Origin of the sequence: Microbacterium oleivorans, from assembly GCF_001644225.1 — a bacterium.
GTDB classification, from domain to species: domain Bacteria; phylum Actinomycetota; class Actinomycetes; order Actinomycetales; family Microbacteriaceae; genus Microbacterium; species Microbacterium gawkjiense.
Genome location: NZ_LSTV01000001.1, coordinates 382,112 through 396,182, shown reverse-complemented (window position 1 = coordinate 396,182; position 14,071 = coordinate 382,112). Strand labels below are relative to the sequence as shown.

Here is a 14,071-nt window from a genome sequence, read left to right as displayed (position 1 = left end):
CGCTAGTCTGGCGGCGACGATGTCCCGTTTTCTGGGGAGGACGACGACGTTGATCGGACGATCGAAGCGGATCCGCGTGCGCGGAGTACCTGCGGACTTCCGCGTGCCGCCAGGCTGGCCGAGCCCGACCGACAAGTGGATTCGCGACAACGCGCTGTGGCAGCCTCCGGAGGGCTGGACACCCGTACCGAGCGTGGCCGCAGCGCCGTCACAATGGCGGTACTGGGTGCCGAACAAGCTGTGGGCGCAGACAACGGGGGCGTACTACGCCTCGATCGCGATCTGGGCGCGTCTCTCAAACTGGTGTGCGGCACTGTGGCTCGTGGCATTCGCCGGCGCCGCGTTCCTCGGATTTTCGCCGATGCTCCGGATCGTTGCGTGGTCCGCTGCGGCGGCGGCGTCGCTCGCATTTCTCATCGTTCACTAGTCGCTCAAGGCCCGGATGTCGAAGACACTGCTTGTTCAGTTCGCGGTCGTGGCACAACGGGGCCGGCAGCAGCGACTCACACGCAAGTACCAGCGCTATCTGACGGCGATGACATGACCCTGGATGAAGCGCGCGCCTACCTCGGTGTCACGACTGCGGCATCCGTCGAAGAAATTCGCGACGCATTCCGGCGTCGGGCGCGGGCGCTGCATCCCGATCTCCGTCCGGACGCCGATGACGCAGATCGAGCGCGGCTTGGCCGAGAGTTCCACAACGCGCGCGAGGCCCGCGACATCCTTGTCCGCTACGTCAGTGACCCGCTGCGGAAGGAACCGCCGCGGTCTGATGAGCAGAAGCCGACGCGCTCATCGGCGGGCCCGCGCATGGTCCCACCGACAGCCTCGGGGTCGCCACAACCGACTCCGCCCCCGCCTCGTGTAACGATGCGATTCGACGAGTATGTGGCATGGACGGACGCGGCCGGGTTCGGGCCTGGCGTTCGATCGCCCCGCTATGTCGACTGGACACGGGTAATCGTCTGGTCCACACTCGGCCTCGTCGTCGCCGCTCTTGTGGGTGGAACGATCATCGCGCTCGACTCCATCTGATCGATAGGTTGATCACGTGTCGTCGTCCGCCTTTCGCCTCCGCGCTGGTGACATCGTCACGCGTGCAGATCTCGTGGTGGAGCACGGCGGGAGCGTCCAGTCTGGCGGCATCGTTCCGAGCAACACGTCCAACTCCGTCTTCGTGTTCACGGACCCTGCCGAAGGCACCCAGTTTGGGTACGTCTACGATTGTTTCTCTCAGACGTCGCGCGCAGGCCGTTGAAGGCCCTCATTTTCGGCCCGCCGAAATATCAGAATGCGGGCAAAGAATGACTGTGCCCCTGGAGGGACTCGAACCCCCAACCGTTTCCTTAGGACGGAACTGCTCTTCCATTGAGCTACAGAGGCTGGCCCGTCGAGTCTACCGACCCCCCGACGTCCGGTAGGTTCGCGACATGACCGTCCGGCGCGCTCTCCCCCTGCTCGCCGCGGCCGCGGTGCTGCTCACCGGGTGCGCCGGCCAATCGCCGCCACCGCACGATCCGCCCGCCGGACCGCAGCTGCCGCCCGCTGGAGGTCAGCTCGACTACCAGCTCGGCGGCGCGTACGACCCACCCGACGGGGTCGACATCGTCGTGCGCGACCGGGCCGCGGCATCCGTCGATGACCTCTACTCCGTCTGTTACGTCAACGGCTTCCAGACGCAGCCGGGTGAGCTCGACGCCTGGCCCGACGATCTCCTCCTGCGCGATGACGACGGTGAGCCGGTCATCGACCCGGACTGGCCGGACGAGGTCATCCTCGACACCCGCAAGGCAGACGAGATCGCGAAGATCGTCGGACCGTGGATCCGCGACTGCGCGTCCGACGGGTTCGACGCCGTCGAGTTCGACAACCTCGACACCTACACCCGCACCGACGGCGCCCTCACCCGCGACGACGCCCTCGACCTCGCGACCCTGCTCGTCGACACCGCGCACGACGTCGGACTCGCCGCCGGACAGAAGAACGCCGCCGAGGATGCCTCCCTCCTCCACTCGCGCGCCGGCTTCGACTTCGCCGTCGTCGAGGAGTGCGCGGCCTACGAGGAGTGCTCCGCCTACACCGAGGTCTACGGCGACCACGTGCTCGTGATCGAGTACACCGACAACCTCCCCCGCCCGTGGGACGAGGTCTGCGCCGACCCGGAGACACCGGCATCCGTCGTCCTGCGAGACCGGGACCTCGTCACGCCGGATGACTCTGCGTATGTGTTCGAGACCTGCGGCTGAACGTCGCGGCTACTCGTCGGCGAACTCTGACCGACCGATGTAGAGCGTCGTCAGATTCAGCGCCTTGGCAATCGTGTCGAGGAAGTCCTCGTTCGTGAGGAACCACTCCTTTCCTACCTCGCTGCGATTGAGGCCACGGCGCCGCGGATTACCATGCCCCGCAGTGTCGAGAAGCTGATGGAACATTCGCTCCGTGTGAACGAGCTCCGGTGTCCCGACGGAATAGACACGGAGGAGCGCGAGCGGTTCTGGCATGTGGGCTCTGGCTCCACTCGAATGCTGCTTAATACGGGCGCTGACATCCTCGGCGCGCCCGACCTTGATGAGGGTGTTGCCCCGAGCGTGATCGACGGGGCTCTCGAGATACCAACCGTAGGAGAACGCATAGATCCCGGGAACCGCACGAAGCCGCTCCAAAGTCGAGAGAGCGTCGCGTTCCTGCTGCTCGTTGTCCTCGACCTCCTGAACGGTCTGCCCAGCGTCCAACTCGGCTGCCTCGACGGCAGATCGATGCGCCAAGAGAAGCTGCATGGCGTCGCGAGACAAGACGTCACGCCCGGCTTTCACCAGAGAGTTCAGCGAACTGAGCGTCGCCTTCCGAAGCGTGGACCCGCCTGGCACCTTGCCGTGCAGAGCAGCGTTGGCGTACGTCCGGTAGGAGTAGACAAAGCCCACGGTTGCGACATTGAGCTGCTGAGCGATCTCGTCGGGCGCGAAGCCCTGCTCGTCCAGCCGGAATACCTCACCGAGCCGTCCGTCGTTGTTCCGTATGAGGTTCGCGATCTCTTCCGTCGGGCTCAACGGCGGCACCGCTTCGGCAGCGTCATAGGGCATGTCTGTCACAAGGCGAGGTTACGTCGTGCTTCTCGTCCCTTCACCTCATCGGGCGGCGCACCCACCACCCCGTCTGCCAGACTGCCCCCATGCGCCGCGCCTCGACGATCCTCGCCCTCGCCACCACGGCGCTCCTCGCGGCGGGATCGCTCACGGCGTGCTCGGCCATGGAAATCGTCGCGACGAGCGACAAGCCTGCCGAGACCCCCGCAGCACCCGAGCCCGCCGACCCCGCAGGCCCCCACGCCCCCGACTGGGAGGGCCTCCCCTCCGAGCCGGTCTCCCCCGCGGAGTACGCCGACACCTACATGCAGGCGAACCCCAACCACATGCTGCACCGCGACCTCGACGGCATCCTCGAGTACTACCGCGCCGCGGCGACGGCGTTCCCCTTCCCGCTCCCGGCCGGGTACTCCTTCCCCGTCGACCCGGGCTACTACGACCGCCCCGAAGACGGGCCGAACTGGGCCGAGGTCGTCACCGCCAACCGCATCTGGAGCTACTTCGAGTACGCCAACGTCGACGCCGCGCGCGCCGCCTTCGACCGGGGAGACGACGATGCCGCCATCGGCTACCTCGACGTCGTCCGCGATGCCTACCTTTCGGACGCGTTCCCGAACAACTACGCAGGCACGTCTCCCGAGGACTGGTACGACGGCGTCTACAGCGGCATGCGCGAGGGCGACTTCACCCTGCAGGAGAATTTCATTTTCAACCCGTTCCCGTGGGAGCCCGGGCAGTCCTGACGCGTCACTCCGTCGGCGGCTGCTCACCCTCGTTCTTGCCCGACCCGGTCTCGCGCCGCAGATGCACGAAGCCGGCGACGATCAAACCGAGCGCCACGGGAACGAACAGCAGCTTCACCCACCACTCCGCGCCGTTCAAGAACAGCCCGGGCGCCACTCCGGCGAACGTCGCTCCGACGAAGTACCAGACCGCGACAGGTACCTCAGCCTTCTCTTCCGTCATGGTTCATTCCTTCCGCGGTTCGAGGCTAGGCCTGGCCGCACACAGCGGACCTCCCCCGCGCGACGGATTCAGTCGGCTACGTTGCGCTCCTGCTGCATCATCTGCTCGAGCTCGGCGATCCGCTCGCGACGGTCGTCCGCCGATGCCGGGTGCAGGTCCCGCAGGAAAGCGTTGAAGATGGCGCCCGCCGCCGACTCGTCGACCTCCAGGCGCGCAGCGATCGCGGCGACAGCCTCGTCGTCGGTCGTCGTCCCCTCGAGTGCGGCGACGATGTCCAGGAGGCGGGATGCGGCATCCGACACCGCGCGTTGCTGGTTCAGTTCCTACGTCATCTCCCGCAGCGACCAGCCCGAGTCCTCCCACCTCTCGCTCGGACGAAGGGCGTCGATGGATGCCGCGGTGACGATGATCGGCAGCGGCTCGCCCTTCACCCGAAGCGGCACCAGCCACGCGTGCAGGGTCGCTTCGCCCGGCTCTAACTGCGCCCACGACCCCCGGTCGATCACGACCGGGACGCGCGCGTACTCACCGGGTTCGAGCGCCACCGCCGGCGTCCCGTCGGAAGCAGCCCAGTGCATCACAACGCGCGACTCTTCCGGCCCCGCCACCGCACCGACGACGTGGAACGCGGCGCCGTCAGGTTCCCACCGCCGCTCCCCCTCATTGACGATGTCGATCGCGAAGCCGTCGGGCCCGGCATCCGTCCGCTGACCTGCCGGCCACCGCAGCGCCAAGCCGCGCCGCCGCTCGGCGTAGCTTCCGCGAAGCCGCGCGGGGCTTTCCTCGGCCCAGACGCTCTCGCCCTCGTGGACGGTACCCACCCACCACGTCTGACGGTCAGCGTCGGCCGGAGCGCCGATGACGGCGCTCGACTCGTGTTGCCGAAGGATCCGCCACCCCTGCGCCACCGGCACCGGAATCGGGTCGGCACCGCACCTGCGCACGAGCTCGACGAATGGTTCACCCTCACCCTCGAGCGCAGCGGGGTCGACAGCGTGATGGTGGAGTCGCGGCAGCTCATCCTCAGGATCCATGCCGTCATGCTCCCACGCGTGCAATCCCTCCCTCACGCCGGCAGGCGCCGCCGCCGCACCACGAGGCCAACCCCGACCGCCGCCATCACCAGCAGCGCGATGCCGGCCCACATCCAGCTCCCGTAGGAGAGGCCCACCGGCGGCGCCGCATCCCGCACATTCTGCGCGAACCGGGCCGACACGATCTCCGCCACCCGGTCGATCGGCGTCGCCACACGGATGTCGTCGAACCGCGCGGAACCCACCGGCGTCACCATCCCCGCCTCCAGCGTGTACCAGGCGGCGATGGTCGGGTCTTCGATGACCGTCGTGCCGGCAGCGACCTCGGCGAGCGCCGCGGCGGTCGCGGCATCCCCGTCGACTCCGGCGAACGTCGCCTCGGAATCCGGCGTCTCACGCCACACCCGGTAGACACCGACAGCCTCGCCCGACGCGGACAGGACCGGCGCCACCCACTCGTCCATCGCCGACACCGGGTCGCCCGCCTCCCCCGCGATCAGCGACGCGCTCCACGCGTGCACCCGGTGCACGGTGCCGATGGATGCCGCATCCGCGAGACGTCCAAGGCCGCTCGCCTCGTCCGACCCGAGCGCGACCGACTCTTCCACCGAGAACGCGGCGACCACGTCGGCGGGAGTGTCGCCCTCAGCAGCCGACGCCGCGGACGCGCCGACGGCGAGCAGACCCAGCACCGCCACGACCGTCACGACGATCCGCCACCGCCTCGTCCCACTGCCGGCCATGCGTGCCCCTCCGCCCGAGCGATCCCCTTCCGCTGAACGTAGCGCGGGGGGGTCAGGCGCGGGATTACGATCCGGCCGCGATCGACACTTCAAACCTAAAGGGTGTAGGTTAACTCCTCGTGCCCCGCGCGAACCTCTCCCCCGACGCCCTCACCCGGGCGGCGCTCGACCTCATCGACGCCGACGGACCGGGCGCGCTCTCGATGTCGGCGCTCGCCCGCCGCGTCGGTGTGCAGACCGCCAGCCTCTACGCGCACGTCCGCGACCTCGCGGCGCTCCGCAGCGCCGTCCAGGCCGCCGTCTTCACCGAGCTCGCCGACACCATCGGCGAGTCCCCCACCCTCCGCGAGCTCGCGGACGCGCAACGCACCTACGCGTTCGCGCATCCGGCGCGCTGGGCGATGATCTCGCAGCCGGTCGACCGCAACGAGATCACCGCGCCGGCGGCATCCCGCATCTCGGCGCTCGTCGTCGGCTCGCTGGGCGACTACGCGCTGCCCGAACGCGAGACCGTCCACGCGGTGCGCTTCGCGAGCGCCACGATCGCCGGCTACCTCGCCCTCGAATCCGCCTCGTCGTTCGCCCACCGCGACGAGACCACCGACACCTCGTGGAACCGCGCCCTCGACGCCCTCGACCGCGCGCTCCGCACCTGGACCACCAAGGACCCCGCATGATCGACATCACCCTCGACACGACCACCGTCCGCGGACTCGCCGAGCTCGAACCCACGAGCCGCGGCCTGCGCCTGCACCGCCTGCCCGCCTGGGTCCGCACCCAGTACCCCGAGCCGCAGCTGCTCGGCGTCGAGGCGCAGCCCGCCGGCGCGCGCATCGCGGTGCGGACCGCGGCATCCCGTCTCGAACTCGACCTCCACTCGACGCGCGCGACCCTGCGCGGACTCTCGCGCCCGCGCGGACGCGTCGACGTCCGCATCGACGGCGCCCTGCACGCCAGCGTCGAGCTCGACGGCGGCGACACTCTCGACACCGACCCGGCCACCGGCATCCGCCAGCTCGTCGAAGGACCGGCCCAGCGCATCACCGTCAACGGACTCGACCCGCGCGACAAGCTCGTCGAGCTCTGGCTGCCGCACAACGAGGCGATTGAGCTCATCGCGCTGCGCGCCGACGCGACCGCCTCCCCCGACACGACCGAGCCACCGCGCTGGGTGCACCACGGCAGCTCGATCAGCCAGGGCTCCAACGCGACGCAGCCGAGCCGCACCTGGGTCTCGCTCGCCGCCCGGCATGCCGGACTCGACCTGCGCAACCTCGGCGTCGGCGGCAGCGCGCAGGTCGACCCCTTCATGGCGCGCGTCATCCGCGACAGCCCGGCCGACGTCATCAGCGTCGCGCTCGGGATCAATGTCGTCAACGCCGACGCCATGCGGCTGCGCGCGTTCGTCCCGGCGGTGCACGGCTTCCTCGATACCATCCGCGACGGCCACCCCGAGACGCCCCTGCACCTCATCACGCCGATCTGGTGCGGCATCCACGAAGACACCCCCGGCCCCGGCATCATCGAGCCCGAATCCTTCGCCACCAGCACGCTGCTCTTTGGCGCGGCCGGCACCCCCGGCGACACCGCCGGCGGACGCCTCACGCTCCGCGTCATCCGCGACGCCCTCGGCGAGGTCTACGCCCGCCGGAACGACCCGAACCTGCACCTCGTCGACGGCCTCACCCTCTACGGCGAAGCGGATGCCGCCACCCACCCGCTCCCCGACCGACTCCACCCCAGCCCCGAGGCGCACCGCCTCATCGGCGAGCGGTTCGCGGCGATCGCGTTCTGAGCGGGCCGCTGAGCCGGCCCCCGTTGGGCGCCGAATCACCACTCGCGTGCCGAATCACCACGGGAATGCGCCCACCTCGATGGTGATTCGGCAGTCGGGTGATGATTCGGCGCAGGATGCCCCCGCCCGAACGCTCTCCGAACCCCGCAGGACGCCGCGACCCGCCCGCCGCCCGGACCCGGACGCCACCCCGACCCGGACGCCGCCGACCTCAGCCCTTGTACTGCGCGAGCTGCAGCAGGTTCCCGACGGTGTCGCTGAACACCGCTGTCACCACCGGGCCGTGATCGATCGGCGCCTGCGTGAACTCGACGCCCAGCCCCTGCAGTCGGTCGTGCTCGGCCGCGACGTCGTCGACACCGAGGACGAAGAACGGGATGCCGTCCTCGAGCAGCGCGTCGGTGAACGGCGACACCGCGGGGTGACCCTTCGGCTCGAGCGACAGCTGGGTGCCGTCGGGCGAGGCCGGGTCGACGACGGTCAGCCAGCGGAACTCCCCCATCGGGACGTCGGCGGCGACGGTGAAACCGAGCTTCTCGGTGTAGAACTCGAGCGCGCGCTGTTGGTCGTCGACGAACACGCTGACGGTCTGAATCTTCATGAATCTCCTGACGGAAGGGGCCAGCGTTCCGCGATCTGCGCGAGCGGCCGGGTGTCGATGGTGTGGAACTTGAACTTGCCGCGACGCTCGCTGTGCACGAGCCCCGCCTCTTCGAGGACGGCGAGGTGCTGCGACACCGCCTGCCGAGTCGGCGTCACACCCCGCTCGGCGAGACGGACGCACAGCTCGAACAGCGTCTGCTCGTCGCGCTCAGCGAGGTCGTCGAGGATCATCCGACGCGTCTCGTCGGCGAGAGCCCTGTAGACGTCGCCCATGCCGCGAGTATAGGTAAGTACCTACTTGCCTATCAAGACCTCGTCCTAGCGAAACGGTCGCACCGGCCGATAGCGTGCGCGTGTGAGCGATGCTGCGCAGCCCCACACCCCGTCACGTCGAGTCGTCGCTGCCCTCCTCGCGGCAACGGCCCTCCTGCTCTCGGCATGCGCGCCCACCTGGGAGCAGGCGGTTCCGGCCATCGGCTACGCGATGTGCTCCGACGACCCCGAGCTGATCACCATCACCTACGAGTCCGGGCGCGGAGTCGAGTCCGCCGAGGCGCGCCAGGCCGGAACCCTGGGGCAGGTCTTCCTCTCCGTCTATCTCACGGGCTCGGGCTCGTACCCGGCGGACGCCTCGCCGGCGACTCTGGTCGCGCAACTCGACGGGCCGCTCTACGACCGCTCCGTCGTCACCCTCGACGGTCAACCCGTCCCCGAGGTCGACTGCTGACGGCGCCTCAGCCCACCGGATAGTCGACATACGCGAACCGCGACCCGTCGGGGGTCCAGCTGTTCACGTTGATCGTCCCCTGCCCGCCGAACACCGTCGCGACGGTCTCGGGATGCCGCCAGTGACCGTTCCGCACGAGCCGCAGCTCGACCTCGAGATCGGCCGGGTGCCCCTGCGTCCCCGGCGGGAAGCTGATGTAGACCGCATCCCGGCCCGTCGGCGACGGGTGCGGGAACCAGTTCACGCGGTCGTCGAACGTCAGCTGCTCGAGCTGCGACCGGTCGCGGTGCATCCGCGCGATCTGGGCGTGCCCGGGCGTCTCGGAGAACTGTTCGGTGTTCAGGTAGATCCACGATCCGTCGGGCGCCCACTCGCTGCCGTCGGCGACCTCGCCCGTCGTGAGCGCCTCATCATCCGACCCGTCGATCCGGGCCGTGCGCAGGTCAGCCGACAGCACCCGCCCGTCGTCGATCGACAGCGCCGTGTACGCGATCCACGCGGCATCCGGGCTCACCCCGTGAAGGAAGTGCATGAACGGGTCGTCCGGATCCGTGATCCGCACGCCTTCTCCGCCGGCGCGCGGCGCACGGTAGATCTGGCCGTCGTTGGCCGACAGCAGGATGTCGGCCGTTCCGGGCACCAGCACGTGATCGTTGTTGATGGGTGGGATGCCGGTGAGCGGCACTTCGCTGATATCGCCGGCCTCGGCATCCGCTTCGAGCGACCACAGCTTGCCGGCACCGTTCAGCAGTAGACCCTCCGGCGCCCAGTTCGGCGCTTCGAGCAGGATGTCGTCGGTCTCGAACACGATGCGGTCGGTGCCCGTGACGACGTCGTACACGTGCACGCGGCAGCGCTGTCCGTCGAGGGCGAAGTCGCGCGGCGGAAAAACGGTGATGGCCATGCCTCACCGTATCCGGCGGTCAGTGGTCGTCGTCGAACCCCTCGTTCTCGGTGCGCATGTGCTCTACATGCGCCTTCGTGAGTTGATCCTTCGGCGTCTGCTGCACGACTGACCACTCCGGGTCGTCGGCGGAGCCCCCGAGGACGCACTCCTGGTAGTACTGCCCGAACTCGTTCTCGGCGAGGATCGTCACGTACCACTGCGGGTCGACCGTGCGCTCGTACGCCGTCGGGTCCCCGACCTGCGTGTCGCCCGCGCCCAGCCCGTTCCGCTGCTCGGCGGCGCACAGCTGGCCCGCCTGCGCGGCGCTCATTCCGGCGGCATCGGGATCGGTGCCGGTCGGCGGCTCGACGGGACGCGTCGCCGGCGGACCGTTCGGCGTCGGGGTCGCGCTCGGCGTCGGGGTCGCGCTCGGCGTCGGCGACGCGGAGGGCGTGGCCGACGGGGACGGCGCAGACGCGGTCGGTGCCGGAGACGACACGGATGCCGTGGGTGTCGGCACGGGCTCGGGTGCGCACCCCGCGAGCAGCAGCGCCGCGACGGCGGCGAGCGCACCGGTACACGCGCCGGCCACCGGCATCCTCATCCGCGCCATCGTTGCCTCCCCGAGAGATCGAGGCTCCAGTGTCTCACCGGAGGTCGTCAGGGGTCTGATTCTCCTCGCGCGCGTTGAACCAGCCGAGCCAGCCCGTCTCGGTCTGGACGACCTCGTACGGCTCGCACGCGAACACCGTCGACGGCAGCGGTTCGCCGAGCTCGCCGTAGCGGTCGTCGAACGGCAGCGCCAGGCGCTCCTTCTTCTCGCACCCCTCCGGAGCGCTGCCACCCTCGACGGCGATGACCGAGTTGGTCTCGTTGTTCGTCGCGGTGTTCTTGATCTTCGTGGCATCCGCCGGGATCCACTCGGGCATGGCCACCCCGACCCAGCCCTTCTCGGCGGCGGCGCGGTCGACGAACTCCTCGGAGTGCACCTTCTCGAGCACGTCCATCGGGTTGCAGGCGGCGAGGGTCAGGGCGAGCAGCGGCGCGACGAGGCCGGCAGCAGCAGCGAGACGGAGACGGCGGGATGACGAGGATGCAGTGCGAGAGGACATGACTCCAGCCAAGCCGCTGCGCCGCCGCGGGGAATCGGCCCGCGTGATGACCCGCGTACGCCGGGCGGATGATCCCGGGAGTCAGTCCGCGACGGTCCTCCGCAACCGCATCGTGCTGTTCCTGTGACAAACGTGTGTCTTCCCTAAGAGATAGGTTAAAGATTCATATGGCACGCGGGGCGGACGGGGACATGGTCCGCACCCGACCCGCCGTGCTGCTCCACCGCACCACCCTGGGGGTTCTTCATGACCACTACTCCGCCGCCGTATCAGGGCGCGCCCGCTCCGGCTTCGCAGCCGATTCAGCAGGCACCTGTCAAAAAAGCCCGCAACACAGTGGGCATCGTCGCGCTCATCATCGCGGCGATCGGCTTCATTTTCGCTTGCATCCCGGGCGCTCTCATCGTCGGATGGGTCCTGCTGCCCGTCGGATTCATTCTCGGCATCGTCGGACTCTTCATGTCCGGGAAGCCCAAGTGGCAGGCGATCACAGCGGTGATCGTCTCGATCGTCGGCACGATCGTGGGTGTGATCGTCTTCGTGACCGTGGTCGCTACCGCCTTCAACGACTCGTTCGGAGGCTCCGAGTCGTCCGTCGGCGACTCGACGGTCGTCGAGGAGACCGACGAGGAGCAGCCTGCGGACACCGAGGAAGCTGCTGGCGATGAGGTGGGAACTCGCGCCAACCCCGCACCTCTCGGTGCTCCGATCGAGGGCGAGGACTGGACGGTCGTCGTCAATTCCGTCGATCTCGACGCCAACGAGGAGGTCGCCGCGGAGAACGAGTTCAACGAGCCCGCCGACGAGGGCACCGTCTACATCTCGGTCAACGTGACGATCACTTACACCGGCAATGACCCCGACGGGCAGTCTCCCGCCTTCGTCGGGATCGACTACGTGACCGCAGATGGTGTCACCGTCGATGCATTCGAGAAGCTCGTGGTCGGTCCGGACGAGCTCGATTCCTTGAGCCCGCTCTACGAGGGAGCCTCTGCAACCGGCAACCGCACCATCCAGGTCCCCGCGCCTGCAGACGGCGTCCTCGCCGTCAGCCCGGGCATGATCGCAGACAAGATCTTCGTCGCGATCAAGTGACATCGCTGAAGTGGGCGGAGGCCGGGGCTGTTGCCTCGGCCTCCGCCCACTTTCATCTGAACTGAGTTCTGCGCGGTTCAGATGACGCCCGCAGTTCGCTCCCGCGAACCTCCGTAAACCGTGTGAGTGCCGCGGTAAGGCGTGTCAGCGGTTGCAGGACGATCCGATTCTCGGAATCGTGGCCGGCTCACGCCCGCAATCCACGGAAGGGAGCATCATGCTCACTCTCACCGAGAACGCCAGCAGTGCCGTCAAGAGCCTCGCCTCGCAGATCCCCACCGAGACCGGTGGAATCCGCATCGCCGAGGCCGCCGACCCGCAGAACGGGTACGCCCTCTCCCTCGCCCCGGCCCCCGCCGAGGGCGACACCGTCGTCGAGAGCGACGGCGCCCGCGTGTTCGTCGACCCGGCCGCCGCGGTCGCGCTCGACGACCGCATCCTCGACGCCCGCGTGCAGGAGGACGGCGCCGTCGGCTTCGCCCTCGCGCAGGCCGTCTGAGCCCAAACTTCCCGAGAGCCCCGGACCGATCGGTTCGGGGCTTTCGCGCGTCCGGGCCGGGTCAGAACGAGGCGCCGATGCGCTTGCGGAGTCTCCGCATATCCACGGATGCCGGAATCGTCCACTCCCCGCCACCGCCGTCGAACTCGATGCGCACCACCTGCGCACGCTGGTCGATGTCGTCGAGATAGGAGATCCGCAGCGCCTGTGATGAGACCGCGACGCCCGTCAGCTCGAGCTCGCCGAGCGTGATGGTGCGGTGATCGACGATCGCTTCCGCCGAGATCTCCTCGCCGCGCGCCATCCCGTCCGCCGCGCCGTCGATCAACCGGAAGCGACCGTGGATGAAGCGCGGGCCCCGGAGAGCCTCGCGCACTCCCACGACCGCCTCGCCGAGGAACTCGAGCACATCAGCCAGCATCCGCCGATCCTCGCACCGATCGGCGTCAGCTCGTCACGCCATGCGGTCGACGCGCGCTTTCGCCTTCGCCGGGCGGGCGATCGCCTGCACACTCGCGACGATGCAGGCGCCGCTCGTCGCGAGGAGCACGACGGCTCCGATCAGCATCAGGACACCCAGCACGATCACGGGCATCGGGTTGGTGATGAACAGCACCCCGAGGATCGCGAAGCCCGCCGCGACGACGAGGAACACGAGGCTGATGAAGATCGCGATGAACGCGCCCGAGCCCATCTGCTTCCGCTGCATCGCTGCGTTCCGTTGTGCCTGGTTCGACATGGTGGCCTCCGACCCTCGATCGTCCCCTCACGGTACGGGCGCGGGTCGACGCGATCCCAGGGGTTGCAATCTCGGCAGGAACACTCCTGCGATGATGGACGCGTGCGCCCCTCCCGTCTCTCCCGCGTCGCTCGCGGCGGAGTCGCGGCATCCGTCGCCACGTGGGCCGCACTCCTCTCGCACGTCGCCGCCGGCGGCGCGATGCCGGGCTGGCTCGGTGTCGCAGTGCCGCTCGTGCTGTCGGTCGCCGTCTGCACCGCCCTCGCGGGACGCCACCTGTCGCTCGTCCGGCTCGCCGTCTCGGTGACCGCGAGTCAGCTGCTCTTCCACACGCTGTTCGTCCTGGGCGCCGTCACCCCGTCGGGCGCGGCGCACGCGCACCACCTGCCCGTGATGACGGATGCCGCGGCCCCCGCCGCGATGCACGCCGACCCGCTCATGTGGGTCCTGCACGGGGTCGCCGCGCTGGTCACCGTCGCGGTGCTGCACCGTGGCGAGCGCGCGGCGCGGCGCCTGCTCGCCGTCGCGGCGGACCTCGCCCGCTGGGCGCGCCGTCGCATCCTCGCCGCCGTCCTCGTTCTCGGCGCCGTCGACCGGCCCGCTCTCGCGGCGGCACCCGCCACCGTGCCGGTGCTGCGCTCGGTCGCCCTCCGGGTTCCGGCCCGACGCGGCCCACCGCGCGCGCTCACGATCTGACCCGCGCCGCCGTCCCGCTCTCGATGAGGGATGCCGCGGCGCGCTGCGCCGTCCGCCGGCGCGCTCCCCGCCGCCTCGGCATCCCCTCTTCTC

Annotated in this window: 22 protein-coding genes and 1 tRNA gene; 10 read left to right on the top strand and 13 right to left on the bottom strand. The window is 69.3% G+C overall.

Features of this window, described 5'->3' with window-relative positions; genetic code table 11:
* Positions 1-19: 19 nt before the first annotated feature.
* Together AYL44_RS14645 and AYL44_RS14640 are read left to right on the top strand one after the other, a co-directional pair.
* Positions 20-427, top strand: coding sequence for a hypothetical protein (locus tag AYL44_RS14645; RefSeq protein ID WP_197471565.1), 408 nt, complete (start codon positions 20-22; stop codon positions 425-427).
* 113 nt (positions 428-540) lie between these two features.
* Positions 541-1,035: a DnaJ domain-containing protein gene (locus tag AYL44_RS14640; protein WP_197471564.1), complete on the top strand. Its 495-nt coding sequence runs from the start codon at positions 541-543 to the stop codon at positions 1,033-1,035.
* A 276-nt stretch (positions 1,036-1,311) separates the two neighbouring features.
* Here AYL44_RS14640 and AYL44_RS01860 read toward each other — a convergent pair.
* Positions 1,312-1,383: transfer RNA gene (locus AYL44_RS01860), tRNA-Arg, on the bottom strand.
* Between the two features lie 47 nt (positions 1,384-1,430).
* Between AYL44_RS01860 and AYL44_RS01855 the strand changes: the two genes are divergently transcribed.
* A complete protein-coding gene (locus tag AYL44_RS01855; protein ID WP_064001563.1) occupies positions 1,431-2,246 on the top strand; it encodes an endo alpha-1,4 polygalactosaminidase in 816 nt (271 codons plus the stop codon).
* Positions 2,247-2,255: 9 nt separating this feature from the next.
* Here the strand turns inward: AYL44_RS01855 and AYL44_RS01850 are convergent, their stop codons facing one another.
* A complete protein-coding gene (locus tag AYL44_RS01850) occupies positions 2,256-3,080 on the bottom strand; it encodes a GIY-YIG nuclease family protein (protein WP_064001562.1) in 825 nt (274 codons plus the stop codon).
* 89 nt (positions 3,081-3,169) lie between these two features.
* Between AYL44_RS01850 and AYL44_RS01845 the strand changes: the two genes are divergently transcribed.
* Positions 3,170-3,826 carry a hypothetical protein gene (locus tag AYL44_RS01845; protein WP_064001561.1) on the top strand — a complete coding sequence of 219 codons (657 nt, stop codon included), beginning with the start codon at positions 3,170-3,172 and terminating at the stop codon, positions 3,824-3,826.
* 4 nt (positions 3,827-3,830) lie between these two features.
* Here AYL44_RS01845 and AYL44_RS01840 read toward each other — a convergent pair whose 3' ends face one another.
* The 4 genes from AYL44_RS01840 to AYL44_RS01825 form a co-directional block, all read right to left on the bottom strand.
* The gene (locus AYL44_RS01840) at positions 3,831-4,049 is read right to left on the bottom strand and encodes a hypothetical protein (protein WP_064001560.1); all 219 of its coding nucleotides are present in this window, start codon (positions 4,047-4,049) and stop codon (positions 3,831-3,833) included.
* 68 nt (positions 4,050-4,117) lie between these two features.
* On the bottom strand, positions 4,118-4,351 hold the full coding sequence (locus AYL44_RS01835) for a hypothetical protein (protein WP_064001559.1): 234 nt from the start codon (positions 4,349-4,351) through the stop codon (positions 4,118-4,120).
* Between the two features lie 21 nt (positions 4,352-4,372).
* Positions 4,373-5,083 carry a hypothetical protein gene (locus AYL44_RS01830; protein ID WP_064001558.1) on the bottom strand — a complete coding sequence of 237 codons (711 nt, stop codon included), beginning with the start codon at positions 5,081-5,083 and terminating at the stop codon, positions 4,373-4,375.
* 32 nt (positions 5,084-5,115) lie between these two features.
* Entirely contained in the window at positions 5,116-5,826 is a 711-nt protein-coding gene (locus AYL44_RS01825; RefSeq protein WP_157532557.1) for a hypothetical protein, read from the bottom strand.
* A 119-nt stretch (positions 5,827-5,945) separates the two neighbouring features.
* Here AYL44_RS01825 and AYL44_RS01820 point away from each other — a divergent pair, with 119 nt between their 5' ends.
* Both AYL44_RS01820 and AYL44_RS01815 read left to right on the top strand, forming a co-directional pair.
* A complete protein-coding gene (locus AYL44_RS01820) occupies positions 5,946-6,503 on the top strand; it encodes a TetR/AcrR family transcriptional regulator (protein WP_064001556.1) in 558 nt (185 codons plus the stop codon).
* Entirely contained in the window at positions 6,500-7,621 is a 1,122-nt protein-coding gene (locus AYL44_RS01815) for a GDSL-type esterase/lipase family protein (RefSeq protein ID WP_064001555.1), read from the top strand. The genes AYL44_RS01820 and AYL44_RS01815 overlap by 4 nt, the downstream gene beginning before the upstream one ends.
* A gap of 211 nt (positions 7,622-7,832) precedes the next feature.
* Here the strand turns inward: AYL44_RS01815 and AYL44_RS01810 are convergent, their stop codons facing one another.
* Both AYL44_RS01810 and AYL44_RS01805 read right to left on the bottom strand, forming a co-directional pair.
* The gene (locus AYL44_RS01810; RefSeq protein WP_064001554.1) at positions 7,833-8,222 is read right to left on the bottom strand and encodes a VOC family protein; all 390 of its coding nucleotides are present in this window, start codon (positions 8,220-8,222) and stop codon (positions 7,833-7,835) included.
* The gene (locus AYL44_RS01805) at positions 8,219-8,497 is read right to left on the bottom strand and encodes an ArsR/SmtB family transcription factor (protein WP_064001553.1); all 279 of its coding nucleotides are present in this window, start codon (positions 8,495-8,497) and stop codon (positions 8,219-8,221) included. The genes AYL44_RS01810 and AYL44_RS01805 overlap by 4 nt, the downstream gene beginning before the upstream one ends.
* An 82-nt stretch (positions 8,498-8,579) precedes the next feature.
* Between AYL44_RS01805 and AYL44_RS01800 the strand changes: the two genes are divergently transcribed.
* Entirely contained in the window at positions 8,580-8,951 is a 372-nt protein-coding gene (locus tag AYL44_RS01800) for a hypothetical protein (protein WP_064001552.1), read from the top strand.
* A 7-nt stretch (positions 8,952-8,958) separates the two neighbouring features.
* Here AYL44_RS01800 and AYL44_RS01795 read toward each other — a convergent pair whose 3' ends face one another.
* The 3 genes from AYL44_RS01795 to AYL44_RS01785 are packed head-to-tail and all read right to left on the bottom strand — an operon-like array spanning position 8,959 to position 10,949.
* Positions 8,959-9,855 (bottom strand): TolB family protein, encoded by an 897-nt coding sequence (locus tag AYL44_RS01795; protein ID WP_064001551.1) that lies wholly within the window; start codon positions 9,853-9,855, stop codon positions 8,959-8,961.
* Positions 9,856-9,874: 19 nt separating this feature from the next.
* Complete coding sequence (locus AYL44_RS01790; protein WP_064001550.1) at positions 9,875-10,429, bottom strand: hypothetical protein; 555 nt, start codon at positions 10,427-10,429, stop codon at positions 9,875-9,877.
* Between the two features lie 55 nt (positions 10,430-10,484).
* Positions 10,485-10,949 carry a hypothetical protein gene (locus AYL44_RS01785; protein ID WP_064001549.1) on the bottom strand — a complete coding sequence of 155 codons (465 nt, stop codon included), beginning with the start codon at positions 10,947-10,949 and terminating at the stop codon, positions 10,485-10,487.
* Positions 10,950-11,195: 246 nt separating this feature from the next.
* Here AYL44_RS01785 and AYL44_RS01780 point away from each other — a divergent pair, with 246 nt between their 5' ends.
* Both AYL44_RS01780 and AYL44_RS01775 read left to right on the top strand, forming a co-directional pair.
* Positions 11,196-12,044, top strand: coding sequence for a hypothetical protein (locus tag AYL44_RS01780; protein WP_064001548.1), 849 nt, complete (start codon positions 11,196-11,198; stop codon positions 12,042-12,044).
* Positions 12,045-12,261: 217 nt separating this feature from the next.
* A complete protein-coding gene (locus tag AYL44_RS01775) occupies positions 12,262-12,543 on the top strand; it encodes a HesB/IscA family protein (protein WP_064001547.1) in 282 nt (93 codons plus the stop codon).
* 61 nt (positions 12,544-12,604) lie between these two features.
* On the opposite strand, the gene AYL44_RS01770 is transcribed toward AYL44_RS01775, so the two are convergent.
* Complete coding sequence (locus AYL44_RS01770; RefSeq protein WP_064001546.1) at positions 12,605-12,964, bottom strand: hypothetical protein; 360 nt, start codon at positions 12,962-12,964, stop codon at positions 12,605-12,607.
* A gap of 33 nt (positions 12,965-12,997) precedes the next feature.
* The gene (locus tag AYL44_RS01765; RefSeq protein ID WP_064001545.1) at positions 12,998-13,282 is read right to left on the bottom strand and encodes a hypothetical protein; all 285 of its coding nucleotides are present in this window, start codon (positions 13,280-13,282) and stop codon (positions 12,998-13,000) included.
* 102 nt (positions 13,283-13,384) lie between these two features.
* Between AYL44_RS01765 and AYL44_RS01760 the strand changes: the two genes are divergently transcribed.
* Entirely contained in the window at positions 13,385-13,978 is a 594-nt protein-coding gene (locus AYL44_RS01760; protein ID WP_064001544.1) for a hypothetical protein, read from the top strand.
* Positions 13,979-14,071 lie beyond the last annotated feature (93 nt).